Origin of the sequence: Bradyrhizobium sp. (assembly GCF_049512235.1) — a bacterium.
Classification (GTDB): Bacteria; Pseudomonadota; Alphaproteobacteria; order Rhizobiales; family Xanthobacteraceae; genus Bradyrhizobium.
On sequence record NZ_JBEKXH010000001.1, the window covers coordinates 20,925 to 38,208 of the forward strand.

Annotated in this window: 15 protein-coding genes and 1 tRNA gene; 6 read left to right on the forward strand and 10 right to left on the reverse strand. The window is 62.2% G+C overall.

The features are described from left to right. Window positions 1-267 precede the first annotated feature (267 nt). The 5 genes from ABSG20_RS00090 to ABSG20_RS00110 all read right to left on the reverse strand — a co-directional run bounded on the left by ABSG20_RS00090 (window position 268) and on the right by ABSG20_RS00110 (window position 3,004). Window positions 268-528 carry a phasin family protein gene (locus ABSG20_RS00090; RefSeq protein WP_423862432.1) on the reverse strand — a complete coding sequence of 87 codons (261 nt, stop codon included), beginning with the start codon at window positions 526-528 and terminating at the stop codon, window positions 268-270. 209 nt (window positions 529-737) lie between these two features. Next, window positions 738-1,220: a hypothetical protein gene (locus tag ABSG20_RS00095; RefSeq protein WP_423862458.1), complete on the reverse strand. Its 483-nt coding sequence runs from the start codon at window positions 1,218-1,220 to the stop codon at window positions 738-740. A 243-nt stretch (window positions 1,221-1,463) separates the two neighbouring features. Then, window positions 1,464-1,540, reverse strand: a tRNA-His gene (locus ABSG20_RS00100). 350 nt (window positions 1,541-1,890) lie between these two features. Next, window positions 1,891-2,325 (reverse strand): phasin, encoded by a 435-nt coding sequence (locus tag ABSG20_RS00105; protein ID WP_423862433.1) that lies wholly within the window; start codon window positions 2,323-2,325, stop codon window positions 1,891-1,893. A gap of 295 nt (window positions 2,326-2,620) precedes the next feature. Continuing rightward, window positions 2,621-3,004 (reverse strand): phasin family protein, encoded by a 384-nt coding sequence (locus ABSG20_RS00110; protein WP_423862434.1) that lies wholly within the window; start codon window positions 3,002-3,004, stop codon window positions 2,621-2,623. Between the two features lie 497 nt (window positions 3,005-3,501). Between ABSG20_RS00110 and ABSG20_RS00115 the strand changes: the two genes are divergently transcribed. The 3 genes from ABSG20_RS00115 to ABSG20_RS00125 all read left to right on the forward strand — a co-directional run bounded on the left by ABSG20_RS00115 (window position 3,502) and on the right by ABSG20_RS00125 (window position 8,811). After that, window positions 3,502-6,945 (forward strand): PAS domain-containing protein, encoded by a 3,444-nt coding sequence (locus ABSG20_RS00115; protein ID WP_423862435.1) that lies wholly within the window; start codon window positions 3,502-3,504, stop codon window positions 6,943-6,945. 111 nt (window positions 6,946-7,056) lie between these two features. After that, a complete protein-coding gene (locus ABSG20_RS00120; RefSeq protein WP_423862436.1) occupies window positions 7,057-7,266 on the forward strand; it encodes a hypothetical protein in 210 nt (69 codons plus the stop codon). Between the two features lie 246 nt (window positions 7,267-7,512). Further along, window positions 7,513-8,811 (forward strand): hypothetical protein, encoded by a 1,299-nt coding sequence (locus tag ABSG20_RS00125; RefSeq protein ID WP_423862437.1) that lies wholly within the window; start codon window positions 7,513-7,515, stop codon window positions 8,809-8,811. Window positions 8,812-8,884: 73 nt separating this feature from the next. Here the strand turns inward: ABSG20_RS00125 and ABSG20_RS00130 are convergent, their stop codons facing one another. The 5 genes from ABSG20_RS00130 to ABSG20_RS00150 are packed head-to-tail and all read right to left on the reverse strand — an operon-like array spanning window position 8,885 to window position 14,603. Beyond that, window positions 8,885-9,856 carry an ABC transporter ATP-binding protein gene (locus ABSG20_RS00130; protein WP_423862438.1) on the reverse strand — a complete coding sequence of 324 codons (972 nt, stop codon included), beginning with the start codon at window positions 9,854-9,856 and terminating at the stop codon, window positions 8,885-8,887. Beyond that, on the reverse strand, window positions 9,853-10,890 hold the full coding sequence (locus ABSG20_RS00135) for an ABC transporter ATP-binding protein (protein WP_423862459.1): 1,038 nt from the start codon (window positions 10,888-10,890) through the stop codon (window positions 9,853-9,855). Before ABSG20_RS00135 ends, ABSG20_RS00130 begins: the two co-directional genes overlap by 4 nt. Further along, window positions 10,890-11,831: an ABC transporter permease gene (locus ABSG20_RS00140; protein ID WP_423862439.1), complete on the reverse strand. Its 942-nt coding sequence runs from the start codon at window positions 11,829-11,831 to the stop codon at window positions 10,890-10,892. Before ABSG20_RS00140 ends, ABSG20_RS00135 begins: the two co-directional genes overlap by 1 nt. Then, window positions 11,797-12,756 (reverse strand): ABC transporter permease, encoded by a 960-nt coding sequence (locus ABSG20_RS00145; protein ID WP_423862440.1) that lies wholly within the window; start codon window positions 12,754-12,756, stop codon window positions 11,797-11,799. The genes ABSG20_RS00140 and ABSG20_RS00145 overlap by 35 nt, the downstream gene beginning before the upstream one ends. Before the next feature lie 56 nt (window positions 12,757-12,812). After that, window positions 12,813-14,603: a peptide ABC transporter substrate-binding protein gene (locus tag ABSG20_RS00150; protein WP_423862460.1), complete on the reverse strand. Its 1,791-nt coding sequence runs from the start codon at window positions 14,601-14,603 to the stop codon at window positions 12,813-12,815. A 270-nt stretch (window positions 14,604-14,873) separates the two neighbouring features. On the opposite strand from ABSG20_RS00150, the gene ABSG20_RS00155 reads away from it, so the two are divergent. The 3 genes from ABSG20_RS00155 to ABSG20_RS00165 all read left to right on the forward strand — a co-directional run bounded on the left by ABSG20_RS00155 (window position 14,874) and on the right by ABSG20_RS00165 (window position 17,205). Next, window positions 14,874-15,179, forward strand: a complete 306-nt coding sequence (locus ABSG20_RS00155) for a hypothetical protein (RefSeq protein WP_423862441.1) — start codon at window positions 14,874-14,876, stop codon at window positions 15,177-15,179. Between the two features lie 75 nt (window positions 15,180-15,254). Further along, the gene (glk, locus tag ABSG20_RS00160) at window positions 15,255-16,247 is read left to right on the forward strand and encodes a glucokinase (protein WP_423862442.1); all 993 of its coding nucleotides are present in this window, start codon (window positions 15,255-15,257) and stop codon (window positions 16,245-16,247) included. Then, the gene (locus ABSG20_RS00165; RefSeq protein ID WP_423862443.1) at window positions 16,240-17,205 is read left to right on the forward strand and encodes a 1-phosphofructokinase family hexose kinase; all 966 of its coding nucleotides are present in this window, start codon (window positions 16,240-16,242) and stop codon (window positions 17,203-17,205) included. Before glk ends, ABSG20_RS00165 begins: the two co-directional genes overlap by 8 nt. Window positions 17,206-17,284 lie beyond the last annotated feature (79 nt).

Genomic DNA, 17,284 nt, shown 5'->3' on the forward strand with positions numbered 1-17,284 from the left:
CCCCGAGGCCGCGAAAGGTTCAACCCGCCGCCGTTGTCCGGGTCCCGCACTGGCTCGCGGCCGATTCTGTCGCGCCCTCATGCCGAGGCACCTCGCGCTCGTGGTTCGAGCTTGCGGTCACAATACGATCACGTATCAAGAAAGTCCCGTTTTACATCTCAACGAGCAGCAAATGGTGTGGGCCCTGGGCCGCATTTTCGACCATGAAAAACCCGCCTTCAAAGGCGGGCTACTCGTATCGACTGCGATGACAGAGCCTCGACTGGCTTAGGATTTTGCCTTAATCGACGAGAAGGCTTCAGTTGCGAAATTCTTGTAGAGCTCGCCAATCTTGGTCGCCTGAGCCGCGAATGTCTCGAACGCCGACTTGGTGTGCTCAGTCGTCAGTTCCAAGAACTTCTCCGGCGACTTCACGCCAGCGAGCTTTTCAAAATACGCCTTGCTGCTCTCAAACGACGACTTCGCATAGTCGGTCTGGGCGGTCGTGATTGCAGTCAGGTGCTGCTGGATGCCGGAAAAATCAACCATTGGAACTCCTTATGTTAGCCACGGGCCATTCCCGTCGGTACCCAACCTATAGGTGTGAGCGGTGCCTCAGACCAGAGAATTGTGCACCGCAAAATGATTGGCACATATGCGCGAGCAGCCGCAGCGGTGAACCGCCGATTATGCTGGTAACATGCAACCGGAATGCCGACCGCGAGGGCCCTCAAAGACCAAAGGTAATCGGAGGGTCCTCAGGCAGCAGCGGTGAGCTTGCCGACAGCGTCTGGAGTTGGACAAAGGAGGCGCCGACGGATGGCTTCCTCAACGAGCGCGAGCGCTTGCTTGGCCTCACGTGCGTCGGCTTCGGCCGCTTGCGCACGGAACTCCACCGCCGTCAGCCTATCTTCGGCGGCTTCGATACGCGATTGAGCCTGCGTTAAGGCTCGAGACGCGTCCTGCAGCTTGCACTCGGCCTCCGTGATCAGTTCACGTCGCGCCCGCTCGACAGCTTCGATTCGAGTTTCGACAAGCTTCAATCTTTCCAAGGCGCTCTTGCACAGCGCCAGGGCGCGCGCCTCGGTCTCTTGGGCTTGATCCTCGATCCCGCGGAAAACCTCGGCGGCTTGATATACGAGATTGAGAGCTGTCTCACCGCCAGCGGGTGTGGATCGCCGAGCAAAGCTTGGGACGTCCTCGCCCCTGTCCGCCAATGCCCTCAGATAGCGCTGCGCCATGTAGTTCAAGATCCTCTTCGGGCGACCACCGCTAGGACTATCAACAGTGTTGGTAAAAGGAGAGTTAAGCCCGAGGGAACAGCGTAGCTCCCTCCGGTACCCTGCTAAGCGGTTGCCCTCGCAAATCCCCGCGTGGCCCGCGAGGAAAATCGGATTGTCATTTGAAATGTATGAGCGGAAGCGGCGGATCGTAAACCCGACCACTGGCGAGGCGACGATTTAAAGCTGATATATTGGTTGCGCTGGTACAGTTGGGTGGGCTCGAACCACCGACCTCCTGTTCCACAGACAGGCGCTCTAACCAACTGAGCTACAACTGCATCCTCGGGCAACCCATAGGGAGCACCGAACGGGCGGAAACTAGGTGCAACGGCAAGCTTTGGCAAGGCCGCGGGATGGCCTGCGAATGGCCAGCGCGGCGTCGATTTCCGCGCCGCACGGCAGGTCCGGATGCCTGCCATCGCGGGCGGGGAAAGCCCTGCCCCGACCTCACAATCAATGGGGTCCCAGGTTTCGCGGCGAGAGCGCCATTTCGTCGTGCATCGAAGTCCATGCGGCCGGCGGTAGTCAAAAGTCAAAAGCCCGGGCTGATGGCCCGGGCTCTCAAAAAAATGGCAACGCTTTCGTCTATTCAACTAAAGCTTGCTCTCGCAAGCGAGGCTGGCTTGGCTTAAGCCGCCGGCTTGAACAGCTTCGACGCACTGGCCTTGATCGGCTCGACGGTATCGGTCGTTACCTTCTGGCTCAATTCGGCGAGCTGCTTGGTCTGGGCGGTCAAGGTCTCGAACTGCTTGCGGGCGTGAGAGGTCCACAATTCCATCGCCTCGGAGGGCGACTTGACGCTGAACAGCTGCTGCGCGAAGTCGAGACTCGCCGTGGCATTGGCTTTCATCATTTCCATCAACTTGGCCGTGTATTCGCTGGCGCCCTTGCTGGCGGTGGTGAACACAGCTTCGACAGTGCCGTTATGGGTCTCGGCGGCATCCTTGAACTTGGCGTATTGATCACGGGCCTGCGAAACGCCCTTCTCGGCGAACGCACGCACTTGCTCGGGAACCTCGAACGGAATGATCGAGGCAGAAAACGGATCGGTTGGATTGGCCATGGCAAACATCCTTCGCAGCCGGGGGTGAATCGATGTGACCGGTTGCGCGCCCTGCACCCCACATGCCGGAAAACGTCAACCTGGATCACGAACTTGGATCACTTCAGTGGGAACGCACTCGATCGGACACCCGACGTCGCCCGTCCAACACTGCACATTTATATAGCGGCTGCTTTGTGCAATGCAATGCAATTTAAGGTGCAATGCCGCATGGCAGATCTGGTGGAGACGCGCGTGAACACCCTCGCAGGTTGTGATACGGTCCCGCGTTTGAGATATAATTATTTGATAAAGCTCAGCTTTTCGGCTTGGCCGCTTCCATCGCCGCCAAGCTGACCGCTTGGCCGATTTCGCTGGCCTGTTCCGCCAGTGAGCGCATCTGCGATTGCACGTATTCGCTGTGCAGCCGCATCACTTCGGTCAGGTCCTTGGCGTGCAGCAGCGACTGGGCATAGTCCAATGATGCCTGTACGTTCTTTTCGGCATAGGAGATCGCCTTGCTGCTGATGTCCTTGGCGCTGGCGCGAACCGTCGCCCCCCGCTCCTCGATCACCCCCGCGGTCTGCTGCGCGCCGGCCAGGAACTTCTCGAAGGCTTTGCGCGCCTGCTCGAAGCTCGCCTCCGCCGCTGAGCGCATTTCCTTGGGAATCTCAAAACGGTCATGTCCATCTTCACTCATGATCCCACTCCTGTTGCTGTTACGCCGGGGTCATCGCCCACCTCCGCCCAACCAGAACTATCGACAAAAGACTTCGACGGTGTGACGCGGCCGCTCGCACATTCGCTATCGTGAACCTTTGATCGTCATTTGCAACAACCCAACGCCAAACGGCCTATCAAGGTTCAGCAGGGTTAAGGTTATCGTGGCTTTGGATCGCCAAGCGGCTGCCAGGCCGTGGACCTGCTCCCTGCCGCGGGCGATACTCGCGGGTGCGTCAAGGTTGTGATCGCCTGGCCGCCACGCCATCGTCGAACAAGCGCCAAACCTGTGCGAATAGATTGGCCGTTCCTGCTCGGCAGGCCGCACACGCGTTGAGGGGACTTTCAAATCAGCAACCGCACTGCCATGAAAACGTTTCTCTGGATGGCCCCTCTGATTCCGACCTTGGTGTCGAAGGGTACCGCCAGAACAAAGCGAATTTCGGGATTGGGATACGGCTCGGTCATGTCATCCCTATGAATAAGGTGGAATCCCAGTTGCGGGGCGTCGGCGATCCGCGACTGGCGGAGCATGCGACCAGCGCCCTGCCCGCGTGGCTATGGTCGGTCGACGGCGCGCGGATGTTGTGGGCCAATCCGGTCGGCGCCGGGGTGTTCGGCGCGACCAATGGCGCGTGTCTCGCCGAAAGGATTTTCAGTCCGGCGGACCCGCAGCGGCGGCAGGTGGCGCACCTTGCAGGGAGGCTGCCACCTTCAGGCGCCATCCGGCTCGAGCGGCTGCGCGGCTTCGGCGCGCCCCCCGGCATGCTTGCAACCTGCAGCTGTTCCCGGCTTGATTTTGCCGACGGCAAGAGCGGCATTCTGGTTGCGGCCACCCAGGCCACGGGACGAGCGATGCCGCTGCTCGAGCGGCTGCAGCGCCTGGTTGATGGCATCGAAGCGCCGATCGCCGCGTTCGCGCGTGACGGCCTGTTTGTCGGCGCCAACGCCGCCGCGCGTCCGCTGCTCGGCTTTCGCTCTCTCTCCGAGGCCGGCCTCGACCAGGCGCGCATTGACGCGCTGAAGCAGGGCCGCGTCGAAATACCGGTCGGCATCGGCCACATGGTGCTGCAGCGCGTAGGTCGCGGCGCGGATGTCGGTCTGGTTGCGCTGATCCGCCCGGTGCCGGCCGTGGAGATTCGGCAGAACGCGTTCGCCTGGCGGCAAGCGGATGCGGTCGAACCAGCGCGCGAGCCGGTGGCGGAGCGGCCGACATCTGACTACGAGCTGCCCGCGACGTCGGGCGAGGCGCCGGCCGCGTTTGCATTGTTCGACGAGTTCACAGAAGCGCCTGCGGAGGCGGCCACCGGAGAACCCATCGCGGTCCAGCCGCCTGAGCTTGAACGGCAGGCGGCGTCGCCGATTGACCCGCCCGGCGAGGAAGCCCCCGTCAACATATCGCCGGAAACCGCGGCGGCTGCAAGCGAAGCGCCTGCCAATGAGCCTTCGCCCTACATCGAGGCCACGGCCGATGAACCAACTTCGCCGTCCGCCGCGGAGCCGCAACTCGAGGCCGAGATATTGGCCTCATCCACGATGGTGCCGCTGTCCGCGAAGGCGCCATCCGGGCTCGACCCGCCCTCGCCGAACCTGCGCCGGCACCCGCTGCGCTTCATGTGGCAGATGGATCCCGAAGGCCGCTTCTCGCTCGGCTCCGATGAATTCGCCCGCCTGATCGGCGCGCGTACCGCGGCGGGCTTCGGCCGGCTGTGGAACGAAATCGCCACGGCGTTCGGGCTCGATCCCGACGGCAGGGTCACTGCTGCGGTCGCCACCCGCAACACCTGGAGCGGGATCACCCTGTACTGGCCCGTCGATGGCGGCGGCCGGCTGCCGGTTGAACTATCCGGTTTGCCGATCTACGACCGGGTGCGGAATTTTGCCGGCTACCGAGGTTTTGGCGTTTGCCGCGATCTTGACAGCCTGACCCGGCTTGCCGCGCTGCGCCGTTTTGAATTATTCGTCAGCCCGCCGGCACCGCGGACTCTCTCGGCCGACATTGTTCTGGGTGACCATGCGGGTCAGTCAGAGCTTGCCCCGCATCCGCCGCTGGTCGCGGACCAGCCCGCAACACCAACTGCAACGTCGTCCAGTATGCCTGAAGCGCTTGACCCGGTTGCTCCCGAGCCTTCCCTGCCAACCGATATGGAAACATCCGTGGAAACCCCCAAGAACGTGCTGCCGTTTCGGCCGCCCGGTGAATCAAGGCAGCCTGTACTGACGGCGGTCGAAAACAACGCCTTCAACGAGCTCGCCCGGCAATTGTCGGAGCGGCTCGATGGCGACAGCGCTGCCACGCCGCCGCCAACGCCTGACGCGACCGATGCCATTGTCGAGCAGCCGCCAACGCCCCAACCGGCCAGCACGCAACCGGCCTGGCTGGTGCAGCCCGAGCCGCCCGCGCGCGGGGAAACCGGGCGCGACCGGACGCTGCTCGATCTCTTGCCGCTGGGCGTCCTGATTTATCGGCTTGACCGGCTGCTCTATGCCAACCCTGCGTTTCTGGCGCGGATGGGCCATGGCAGCCTGCATGCGCTGGAACAGGCCGGCGGTCTCGACGCCCTCTATGTCGAGCCCGGCGTCTCAACCGCAAGCAGCACCTCGGACACCGGCACGCCGGTGACGATTTCTGCCAGCCAGGCTTCGCCGGAAAACACCGCCCCGGCGCCGGCCGCCGCCCGTCTCTATACGATTTCATGGGACGGCGATTCCGCGCTGGCCCTGATTTTCTCTGGAACCGGAGCGGAAGGCGTGGTCGCCGCCGCGTTGCCGAATCCGGTCCCGGCGGCCGCTCCGCCGGCCGCCGGCCACGCCGATGCCGAGGAACTCGGCACCATCCTCGACACCACAGCCGAAGGCATCGTGATCTTCGACGCCGAGGGCAACATCCATTCATGCAATCGCAGCGCCGAAGCGCTGTTCGGCTATGACGGCAACGAGCTTGCGCAATGCAATCTCTCCGAGCTGTTCGCGCCCGAGAGCCAATGCCTGGCCCGCGACTATCTGGAGAGCATCAAGGGCGCGAATATTTCCAGCCTGCTCGAACACGGCCGGGAACTTTTGGGCCGGGTACGGCAGGGCGGCCTGATCCCGCTGTCGCTGACCATGGGACGGACCCGGCCCGATGGTCCGAATTTCTTCGCGGTGTTTCGCGATCTGTCGCAGAGCAAAAAGAACGAGAGCGAACTGCAGCAAATGCGGCGGCTGGCGGATCGCGCCGCGAACGCCAAGACGGACTTGCTGGCGCGGATCAGCCACGAGGTCCGCACCCCGCTCAACGCCATCATCGGTTTTGCCGAAGTGATGATCAGCGAACGGTTCGGCGCGCTCGGCAACGCGCGCTACGTCGAATACATGAAGGATATCCGCGCCTCCGGCGAGCGCGTGATCGCCATCATCTCCGACCTGCTCGATCTCTCAAGGGTCGAGACCGGCAGGCTGGACCTCGCCTTTGCCAACCAGAACCTCAACGATCTGGTCGAACAATGCGTGGCGGTGATGCAGCCCCAGGCCAACCGCGAACGCATCATCATCAGGACCTCGCTGGCGCACATGCTGCCGCCCGTCGTCGCCGATGCGCCAGCGTTGCGCCAGATCGCCTTGAACCTGATCGGCAACTCGATCCATCTTGCCAATGCCGGCGGCCAGGTCATCGTCTCCACCGCCTTGTCGGATTTTGGCGAAGTCGTGTTGCGGGTCCGCGATACCGGCCATGGGCTCAACGACCGGGAAGTCGCGGCCGCGTTGGAGCCGTTCCGGACCCAGGCGCCGCCGGATCAGACCACCGACGGCGCCGCCGTCAATCTGTCGCTGACCAAGGCGCTGGTCGAGGCCAACCGCGCGCAGTTCCACATCAAGACGGCCCCGCATTCCGGCACCCTGATCGAGGTGGTATTTTCCCACGCGCTGGCGGGGGCATAAGGCCGCAGGCGGCAAAAACCAGCACCCGCGCGCCATGATTTGCGCTCGCGCAAAGTACGGCGTCCGGTTCTGGGCGATGCTGACTCGTCGCGTAATCATCGGAGCCGGCGTATGAGTCTGTACCTTTCGAACCTCGTGGCCTGGATGTTCGGCATCGGCGGCCATATCTCCCGAGGCAGCGATTTCGGCGCTGGCCGGGGCCGTTCGTCAGCTGCCGCCAACCGCACGCCGCTACGGGTGCTGGCAGTGGGCTTCTTGGCCGCCGCGTTGCTGCTGCTGGCGCTTTGGACGGCCGTCTGGCTCACGATTCAACTGCTTTGAGCGACCGGCCATGGCCTTGGGGCCATGGCGATTGACGGCTCATGGCACCGGATTGCTCCATAAACGATTCTCCGCCGCGGGTGAATGATAATGGCCTTGCCCAGAACGACGTGGGAGGCGCTGGCGATGTCGTAGACGCGCACAACCTCTAAGTAACATGCCATTGTCTTGCAACCTTAGCCAAAACGGTAAATGGTATTGGAGAGCCGAGAGCACCGGCTCGACGAAACACAGGGGAGGAGTGCAATGACCAGAAACCGGACACGGTTGCGCACCGCAGTCGGCATCTTGGCAGCGGCGATGCTTGTAACCGACGCATACGCAATAGAAGGCGGGCAAGGGGACGGGGCGGTCCGTCTGCTGACGACGGTTCCCATTCCTGGAACCGCGGCGAACACGACGGCCGGCAATATGTACGTGTTCGATATCAGCTTCGTCGATCAGGCGACGCAGACCTATTATCTTGCCGATCGATCCAACGCCGTCATAGATGTCGTCAATGCACGAACCAGCCAGCTGATCTCCCAGATCAGTGCCACGCCGCCATTCAGGGGATTTAGCGGGAACAACGCCACCTCGGGGCCGAACGGTGTTGCGGCGGCCTTTCCGTGGCTCTTTGCGGGCGACGCCAACAGCCGCGTGGTCGCGATCGATCTGCGCAACGGCCATACGGTGGGCGAAGTGTCGACCGGCGGCGCAGCGGGCTTCCGCGCGGACGAACTTTCATATGATCCCAGAGATGGACTGCTGTTTGCCGTCAACAACGCCGACACGCCACCCTTTGGAACGCTGATCAGCGTCAACCGGACGACCGGCGCCCTGACCGTCGTCAAGCGCGTGACTTTTGATATCGCGCACACCGGGGTCGACGCGACCAATGGCGCCGAACAATCGGTGTGGGAGCCGGTGACGGGCAAGTTCTATCTGTCGATCCCGCAGATTGGCCCCAATGCCAAGGATGGGGCCGTCATCCGGATATCGACGGCCGGCACGGTGGAAGCACAATATCCGATCGAGTTCTGCCAGCCGGCAGGCCTGACCCTCGGCCCCAACCTCGATCTGCTCGCGAACTGCAGCACGGTTTTTGACACCGCGGGCAATGTCTGGGATCCGACGATGAACGTGACCGCGGCGCCGATCCAGGTCATTCTCGACGCCCGGACGGGTCACATTGACACCATCGTGCCCGGCGTCGGTGCTGGCGACGAGGCATGGTTCAATCCAGGCGACGGCAATTACTACACGGCCTCCTCGGCCAGCCCGTTGCGCCCGACCGAGGTCATCAGCGGCCCGCCGCTGACAGCTCAGGGTGCCGCGGTTCTCGGCGTGATCGATGCACGCGATCAGGTCCTCACACAACTGGTGCCCACCTTCAACGTGCCCGCGGTCACCACGGCCCCCGGCGCGCATGCCGCGAGCACCGCCCATTCGGTTGCCGCCAATGCCGGCAACAACCACGTGTTTATTCCGCTGGGTGCAAATAATGCGTATCCGAATTGCCTGACCGGATGCATCGCCGTCTTCGGAAGAGGCGACATCGACTGAACCGCCGAAAGACAGGCAAACAAAGCCACTCACGGCAGGTCGCGGTCAAACGGCCGCGACCTGCCGCAGACCTTCAGCGGAAATGGCAGGCGACCCAATGTCCATCGGAACTTGGCTTGAGGGCCGGGGTCTCGCTGCTGCATAACGGAAACTTGGCGATCGGGCAGCGGGTGTGAAAATGGCAGCCGGAGGGCGGCTGAATTGGACTGGGAACCTCGCCTTGCAATCGGATGCGCTGCCGCTTCACTTTTGGATCCGGAATCGGAACCGCCGACAACAGCGCTTCGGTATAGGGATGCAGCGGCGAGGTATAAAGCTCGCGCGCGGGCGCGGTCTCGACGATGCGGCCGAGATACATCACCGCCACGCGCCTGCTGATATGCTCGACGACCGACAGATCGTGGGCGATGAAGAGGTAAGCGAGCCCGAATTTCTGCTGCAGGTCCTCCAGCAAATTGATGACCTGGGCCTGGATCGAGACATCCAGTGCCGACACCGGCTCATCGCAGACAATGAGCTTGGGTTCGACGGCGAGCGCGCGGGCGATACCGATGCGCTGGCGTTGACCGCCGGAAAACTCGTTCGGATAGCGTCCCATGTGATCGGCCTGCAGGCCGACGGTTTCGAGCAGATCCACGACACGCTCTTCAAACTGCCGTCTGGTTTTCGTCAACTGGTGAATGATCAGGGCCTCGCCGACGATCGCGCCCACATTCATGCGCGGATCGAGCGACGCATAAGGGTCTTGAAAGATGATCTGGATGTCACGGCGCAGGATGCGAAGCGCGGCTGCATCGAGCGATCCGACATTCTTGCCTGCAAAATGGATCTCGCCCGAGGTCGGTTCGATGAGGCGAAGCACGCAACGCCCGGTGGTCGATTTACCGCAACCGGACTCGCCGACCAGCCCGAGGGTTTCGCCGCGGTCGATGTGAAAATCGACACCGTCGACCGCATGGACGCTGCCAGCCTGACGGCCGAACCAGCCGCCCTTGAGCGGAAATTCCTTGGTCAGATCTGAGACCCTGAGCAACGGCTCACTCATGGCACAACCGTCTCTTCGGCATGGATACACGCAACCTCGTGACCCGGCTCGAGCTCGCGCAAGGCCGGTTGCGTGTGCCTGCACTGATCCGTCGCAAAACCGCAACGCGGGGCGAAGCGGCAGCCGGCCGGCGGGTTTATCAGCTTCGGCACGGCGCCGGCGATGGTCTGCAGGCGAACCTTGTGGACGGCCGCCATATCGATGCGCGGGATCGAGCGGATCAAACCCTGGGTATAGGGATGGCGGGGGTTTGCAAACAACTGCTCGACCGAGGCTTGCTCCACGACCTTTCCCGCATACATTACCACGACACGCTGCGCTACCTCGGCGACGACACCCATGGCGTGGGTGATCAGCATGATCGACATGCCGAAGCGGGATTTCATGTCCTCCAGCAAGTCCAGGATCTGCGCCTGAATCGTGACGTCAAGCGCGGTGGTCGGTTCGTCGGCAATCAAGAGTTTTGGATGGCACGACAGCGCCATCGCAATCATCACGCGCTGCCGCATTCCCCCCGAAAATTGGTGCGGATAGTCGTTGACGCGGGCTTTCGGATTCGGGATCTGAACCAGCGCCAGCATGTCGATGGTTCGCTCCAGCACGGCGCGACGCCCCAGTCCTTCATGCAGCGCGATGACCTCGCCGATCTGATCGCCGATGGTATAGACCGGATTGAGCGAGGTCATCGGCTCCTGGAACACGATCGCGATTTCTCTGGCCCGGATCCGGTTCATCTCGTCCGCCGGCAGCGGAACGATGTCGCGGCCTTGCCACAGGATCTGTCCGCCGACGATGCGTCCAGGCGGCATCGCGATGAGCTTGAGGACGGACAGCGCGGTGACGGTCTTGCCGCAGCCGGACTCGCCGACGACGCAGACGGTCTCGCCGCGCTCGACGGTGAGATCGACGCCATCCACCGCCTGCACGACGCCGTCGTCGGTGGCGAAATGGGTCTTCAATCCCCTGATATCCAAGAGCGCGGGTTCGCCCGACGGCTTCTCGTCGCGGATCGACGCTCGCTCCACAGGCAACATCACATGACCTTCCTGGGATCAAGCGCGTCGCGCAATCCGTCGCCGATGAAATTGATGGCCAGCACGGTCAGGAAAATCGCGGCGCCAGCGAACAGCGCCCAATGCGGCGCGATGTCCAGATAATCCTTGGCATCGAACAACAGACGGCCCCAGGTCGGAATATCCGGCGGAAAGCCGAGGCCCAGGAATGACAGCGTCGATTCCGCAATGATCGCCGCCGCGACGTCGATGGTGCCGGCGACGATCACCGGTCCGAGCGAATTCGGCAGGATATGCCTGATCACCAGGCGCGGCGTGGTGGCGCCGAGCGCGCGGGCCGCCTCGACGAATTCCTTCTCGCGCAAGGACAGGAACTGCGCCCGCACCAGGCGCGCCACCGGCATCCAGCGAAAGGCTCCGATCACCAGGACGATCAGAATGAAGAGCCCGCCTTCCGGGCCGACCAGATTCTTCAGGAAATCCCGGAACAGATAGATCACCAGCAACAAAAGTGGCAGTTGCGGCAACGCCAGGAACAGGTCGGTGATCCACATCAGCACGGCATCGACGCTGCCCCTGGAGATGCCCGATATCGCGCCGATCAGCGTACCGGCGGTGATGGCGACGGCCATGGCCGCGAAACCGACCGCGAGCGAAATGCGTCCGCCGTACAGCATGCGCGCCAACAGGTCCTGGCCGAGATCGTCGGTGCCGAACGGGTGCTGCCAGTTCGGCGTACTGAGCCGCGCGGTAAAATCGATTTCGTTGATCGGCACGCGCCAGACCAGCGGCCCGAGCACCACGGCCGACGTCAGCATGGTCAGGATCACCACGCTCACGACGGCCATGCGATGGCGGCGAAACTTTCGCCACGCCTCAAAGCCGGGCGAGAGGTGGCGCTTTCGACCCCCGGGCGGGACGGCCATGTCAACGGTAGGAGATGCGTGGGTCAAGCCAGCCATAGATGATATCGGCCAAGAGGTTGAAGACGACAACGAGACAGGCGAACACGAACGTCACCGCCATGATGACAGGTGTGTCATTGGCGAGGATCGCCGTGATCAGCAGCGAACCGATGCCCGGGATGCGGAAGATCTGCTCGGTGATGATGGCGCCGCCGAACACGGCTGGCATTTGCAGCGCGACCAGCGTCACCACGGGAATCAGGGCGTTGCGAACCACGTGCTTGATGATGACCCTGCCTTCATTGAGGCCCTTCGCGCGCGCCGTCGTGACATAGTCGAGGCCAATGACATCAAGCACGGCCGAGCGCACGTAACGGGTGTAGGATGCGGCCTGAAACAGGCCGAGTACCGCGACCGGCATGATGGCCTGCCTGAAATATTCGAAATACCAGTGCCAGCCGGTAGCGGCGATATCGACGCGATAGACGAAGGGCAGCCAGCCAAGATTGACGCTGAAGATCAGGATCAGCAGCAGCCCGGTGAAGAATGTCGGCAGCGAAAACCCGACAAAGGCCAGCGTGTTGGCGATCTGATCGAAGATCGAATAGGGCCGCATCGCGGCATAAACGCCGACCGGGAGCGCAATCGCCAATGCCAGAAGCTGCGACGAGCCGACCACGAACAAGGTGGTCGGGACGCGCTGCAGGATCAACTTGTCGACGTCGATGCGGCTTGCGAACGAAAAGCCCCAGTCGCCGTGCAGCATCGCCACCAGCCAGCGCAGATAGCGAACCAGAATGGGATCGTCGATCCCGAATTTCACCCGCAGCGCCGCCCGGACTTCGGGTGGAATATTGGTGTTGGTGGCGAGTTCGCCGAACGGATCTCCCGGCGCCAGCGCCAGCAGGACAAAGAGAATGAGACTGATGCCGAGCAGGCTGGGAACAGCGATGAGCAGACGCCTGACAATGTATTTTCCCATCGTCGACCCGCCACCGCCTGTTCAGGTTGTTCGCAGCGCAAATCTCACATCGGGTCTCACGCTTCCCGGTACCAGTTCGCGATCTGCCAGAGGTCGTTGTCCCAGCCGCTGATGGGCGCGGCCAGATTGGCGTTCAGGGCCGTGACATTGAGCCGGTTGGCGACAGGAAGGATATATTGGTCACCGACCGCCAGGTCGTTGAGTTTGATGTACATCGCCGCCCGCTTCACCGCGTCGAGCTCGCGGTCGGCCTGATGAAAGACCTCGTCGTAGTCCTTGTTTTGCCAGCGGGAGATATTGCGCCCCTGCCATTTGTTGGCCTTGGTCGCCACTTCCCATGACACGCACTGATTCATGAAGAACTGCGGATCAGGCTGCGTCATGGTGGTCTGGTACATCTGCGCGTCGCAGTAGAAATGCCCGTAGGTATCTGGGTTGGCCGTGTCGGACGAGAAAAACACCGATCCCACGACCGACTTGAGCTCGATGTCGATGCCCGCTTTCTGGCACGCCTGCTTGACGATGGCCTGGGTCTTTTGTCGGGGCGCATTGATGGAAGTCTGGAACACAAACCTCAGCGATTTGCCGTCCTTGCCACGAATGCCGTCCGCGCCCTTTTTCCAGCCGGCGGTTTCAAGAACCTGATTGGCCTTCTCGATGTTGAATTCGAATTTGGTGTTTTTCGACCGGAAGCGTTCCGGGTTGTTGAGGAAGTTCGCCGAGGCGATGGCGGTACGGCCGTAGATGAATTTTTCGATCGAGCCGCGATCGATCAACAGGTTAATGGCCTCGCGCACCGCCGGGTCGCTGAACAGCGGATGCGTGGTCTTCAGGCTCGCGCGTTCGCCGTCAACCTCGACCGCCGGATCGGTCACGTTGAGCATGATGAACTCGACATTGCCGCCGCGAACAATGCTCACTCTGCCTCGGCCGCCGCCCTCGAGTCTTTTCAGAATTTCATCCTCCACCTGCATGTTCCAGGCATAATCATATTCGCCGGTCTGCAGCACCGCGCGCGCGGCCGACACCGCATCGCCGCCACCCTTGAGTTCCACCGTATCGAAATAGGGCCGGTTGGGGACGTGGTAGTCGGGATTGAGTTTGGCGCGGACGACATCGCCCGGCTTGAAATCGACGAAAAGGTAGGGGCCGGTGCCCACCGGTTTCAGGTTGGCCGGCGCGTCGCGTGACTTGCCGCCGATGTAATCCGCAAACAGGTGCTTCGGGATGATCATGCCGTACGAGCCGACAAAGGCGTCGGCCCAGAACGGCGTCGGCTTGGCGAAGCTCACGCGAACGGTGAAATCGTCGATTTTTTCGACCTTGATATCCCTGTAGCTGCCGATCGAGACCGCCGCGGTCTCGGGCGTTCGCGCATATTCCCAGTTGAATACGACATCGTCCGCCGTGAACGGCATGCCGTCATGCCATTTGACGCCTCGCTTCAGCTTCCAGACGACCGAGAGGCCGTCCTCGGTGAGACCATCGTTCTCTTTGCTCGGAATCTCGGCGGCAAGGATCGGAATCAGATTGCCATCATTGTCCCAACCCGCCAGCGGCTCGTAGAAGATCCGCGAGCCTTCCTGGTCCTTGGTGCCGACGGCGAAATGCGGGTTGAGCAAGGTCACCGCCTGCCAAAACAAAAGCTTCAGCGCGCCGCCTCCGCCGGCCTTGGTCGGCTTATAGGAGATCGCGGTCTCGGCCATCGCCACCCCGGCCTGGCTCAGCATCATGCCGGCCATCGGCGCCGTCAGGCCGACGGCGACCATCCGCTGGACGAAGGCACGCCGCGACAGTCGACCGGTCTTGACCTCTGCAATCAGGCCTCGAAGTTCCCGTTCTTTCATCGACTCTTGCATCGATTCTTGCATCGATTAGGCTCCTCGCTGGGTGCTTGAATTCTCGTCCCCCGGTGCCCTTGCCGTCGCGAAGGCCAGAGCGATCGGAAATGGATCAGGTTAGGACCACCCTGTCAAAGCAGGATCCGGGCCAGCACCGTGTCGCCCTGACAGGCCGGACGTGGCGCAGCCACGCAAGATCGCCCGGCTTGAGTGAAGCCGCCTCGACCGATCGGTTCCCGATCGCGACGAAGGTGGTCACCCAGATGGGGCGCGTTCATGAATAAATTTGCTTTTGCTGTTTGCACGCTTGGCGTCAGTGCTTCTGCTGCCGATCTTGCGGCCCGTACTTACACGAAGGCACCCCCGGCGGTTGCCGCAGTTTATGACTGGAGCAACTTCTACGTTGGCGCCAATGGCGGCGGTGCATGGAGACGCAATTGCTGGGATGCGGACCCGTTCACGATCAATCTCTTTTTCATTCCTCCGTTTGCGGTGTCGGAACCTGAAGGATGTAGCACCGCAAGTGGTCCTGCCCCCGGTGGCCAGATCGGCTATCGCTCGCAGCGCGCTGCCTGGGCCTGATGATTCGTCGCTGCGGCGTATTCCCAAATCCTCGTTTCGCTGGTACGCCGATCTGATCAAGAGGGCACGCCAGCGATGAATACAGCCTCTACAGCCTCCCCAGGACGATCCAGCCAGACGGTGCTGCTTGCAGACATCGGCGGGACCAACGCGCGCTTCGCGCTGTTGGCTGAGGGAACTGTGGGCACAGTTGCTCATATGGCTGTCAGCGCCTACGGCAGCTTTGGCGAGGCACTCAGCGTCTATCTGGGCAGGATGCCGGAGGCTGGCACGATCCGCGCCGCATTTCTTGCCGTTGCCGGCACGGTCGAGAACGGCCGCTGTGTCCTTACCAACAGTCCCTGGGTCATCGATGCCGCGGAGTTGCGCACCTCCTGCGGATTTTCCACCGTGCGCCTGATCAATGATTTTGAAGCGGTGGCTTGGTCCCTCCCCCGCCTTTCACGCGACAAGCTCCTGCAGTTAGGCGGCGGGCAGCCGGTCGTGGGGGCACCTCTGGCGGCGGTTGGTCCCGGCACTGGCCTCGGCGTCGGAGCCAACATACCGCATGCAACGGGTCACCTCGTGCTTCCCGGCGAAGGCGGCCACGTCACACTGGCCGGTTGCTCGCCACGGGAGGACGCCGTCATCGGCTATCTGCGGCAACGGTTTGGACATGTTTCGGCTGAACGGGTTCTTTCGGGCAATGGGCTCGAAAATCTCCACGAGGCTCTCGCTGCCCTGGACAATCTGATGCTGCCACGGCGCCGTGCCGCCGAGATTACCCAGGCCGGGATCGAGGGCACCTGTCCGACGAGCCGCGCTGCCATCGACATGTTTTGCGCGATGCTTGGGACTGTCGCCGGCAATCTCGCGCTCACGCTCAGTTCAAGGGGCGGAGTATTCATCGCCGGAGGCATCCTGCAGCGCATCCCCCAATATTTGGCCGGCTCCGCATTTCGTGCGCGCTTTGAGGAAAAAGGGCGGTTCCGCAAATACCTCGCGCCGATCCCGGCCTATCTCATTCTGGACGAGGACGCCGCTTTCGTCGGCCTGAAGGCTTTGGCGGAGGTCGAGGGCGTTGGCTGAAATCCCGCCGGCCCGGATCGTCACCCTCACCATGAACCCCGCCGTCGACGTCTCGACGTCGGTGAGAAAAATGGTGCCGTTTTCCAAAATGCGCTGCGCGCCGGCGCTGCGTGATCCAGGGGGAGGCGGCATCAACGTGGCACGGGTGCTCAAACGGCTCGGCATCGACGCGACCGCAATTTACCCGGCCGGTGGCGCTACCGGACAGTTACTTGTGACGCTGGTTGAGCGCGAAGGCGTGCGCAGCATTGCAATCCCAATGTCGAACGACACGCGGGAGGATATTACGCTGTTCGACGAAACAACCCGGGAGCAATTTCGCCTTGTCTTCCCGGGTGCAAGGCTGAGCGATATTGAATGGCAAGAATGTCTGGAATCGATTGCGCGTATCACGCCTCGGCCTGCGTATGTGATTGCCAGTGGCAGCCTGCCTGCTGGCGTCCCGCATGATTTTTTTGGCAGGGTCGCTTTGGCGTCGAAAGCCCATAGCAAGACCATCGTGGATACGTCCGGCCCTTTCCTGGAGGCCGCCCTGGAAGCAGGCCTCTATCTCATGAAGCCCAACCTTCGCGAATTTCGGGAACTGGCAGGAATTACCTCCACCGATGAAGCCACGCTCCTCGAAGCGGGACGCCGTCTGTTCGATCGCTATCGCATCGAGGTCATTGCTCTCTCGATGGGGCCAGAAGGCGCCCTTCTCATGACTCGCGACCTGGCCCTCCGTGCCAATGCCCTGCCTATCGCGCCGCTTAGCGTATCCGGTGCCGGCGACAGCTTTCTGGGGGCCATGCTATGGAGCCTTGCGAACAATCGGGATCTCGGTATGGCCCTGCGCTACGGCGTTGCCGGCGGTTCCGCAGCGCTGCTCAATCCCGGGACCGAACTTTGTCACGCCGAGGACGTCCACCGCCTTGCCTCCTTGGTGATGGTAACGCCGATTGCGCGCAATCATCATTAGTCTCGGTTCTGATTCAATCAGAAAAGATCGATTTCAGCATTGCACTACTTCTGGTAGTTTCTCGCCTGCCCACAGAACT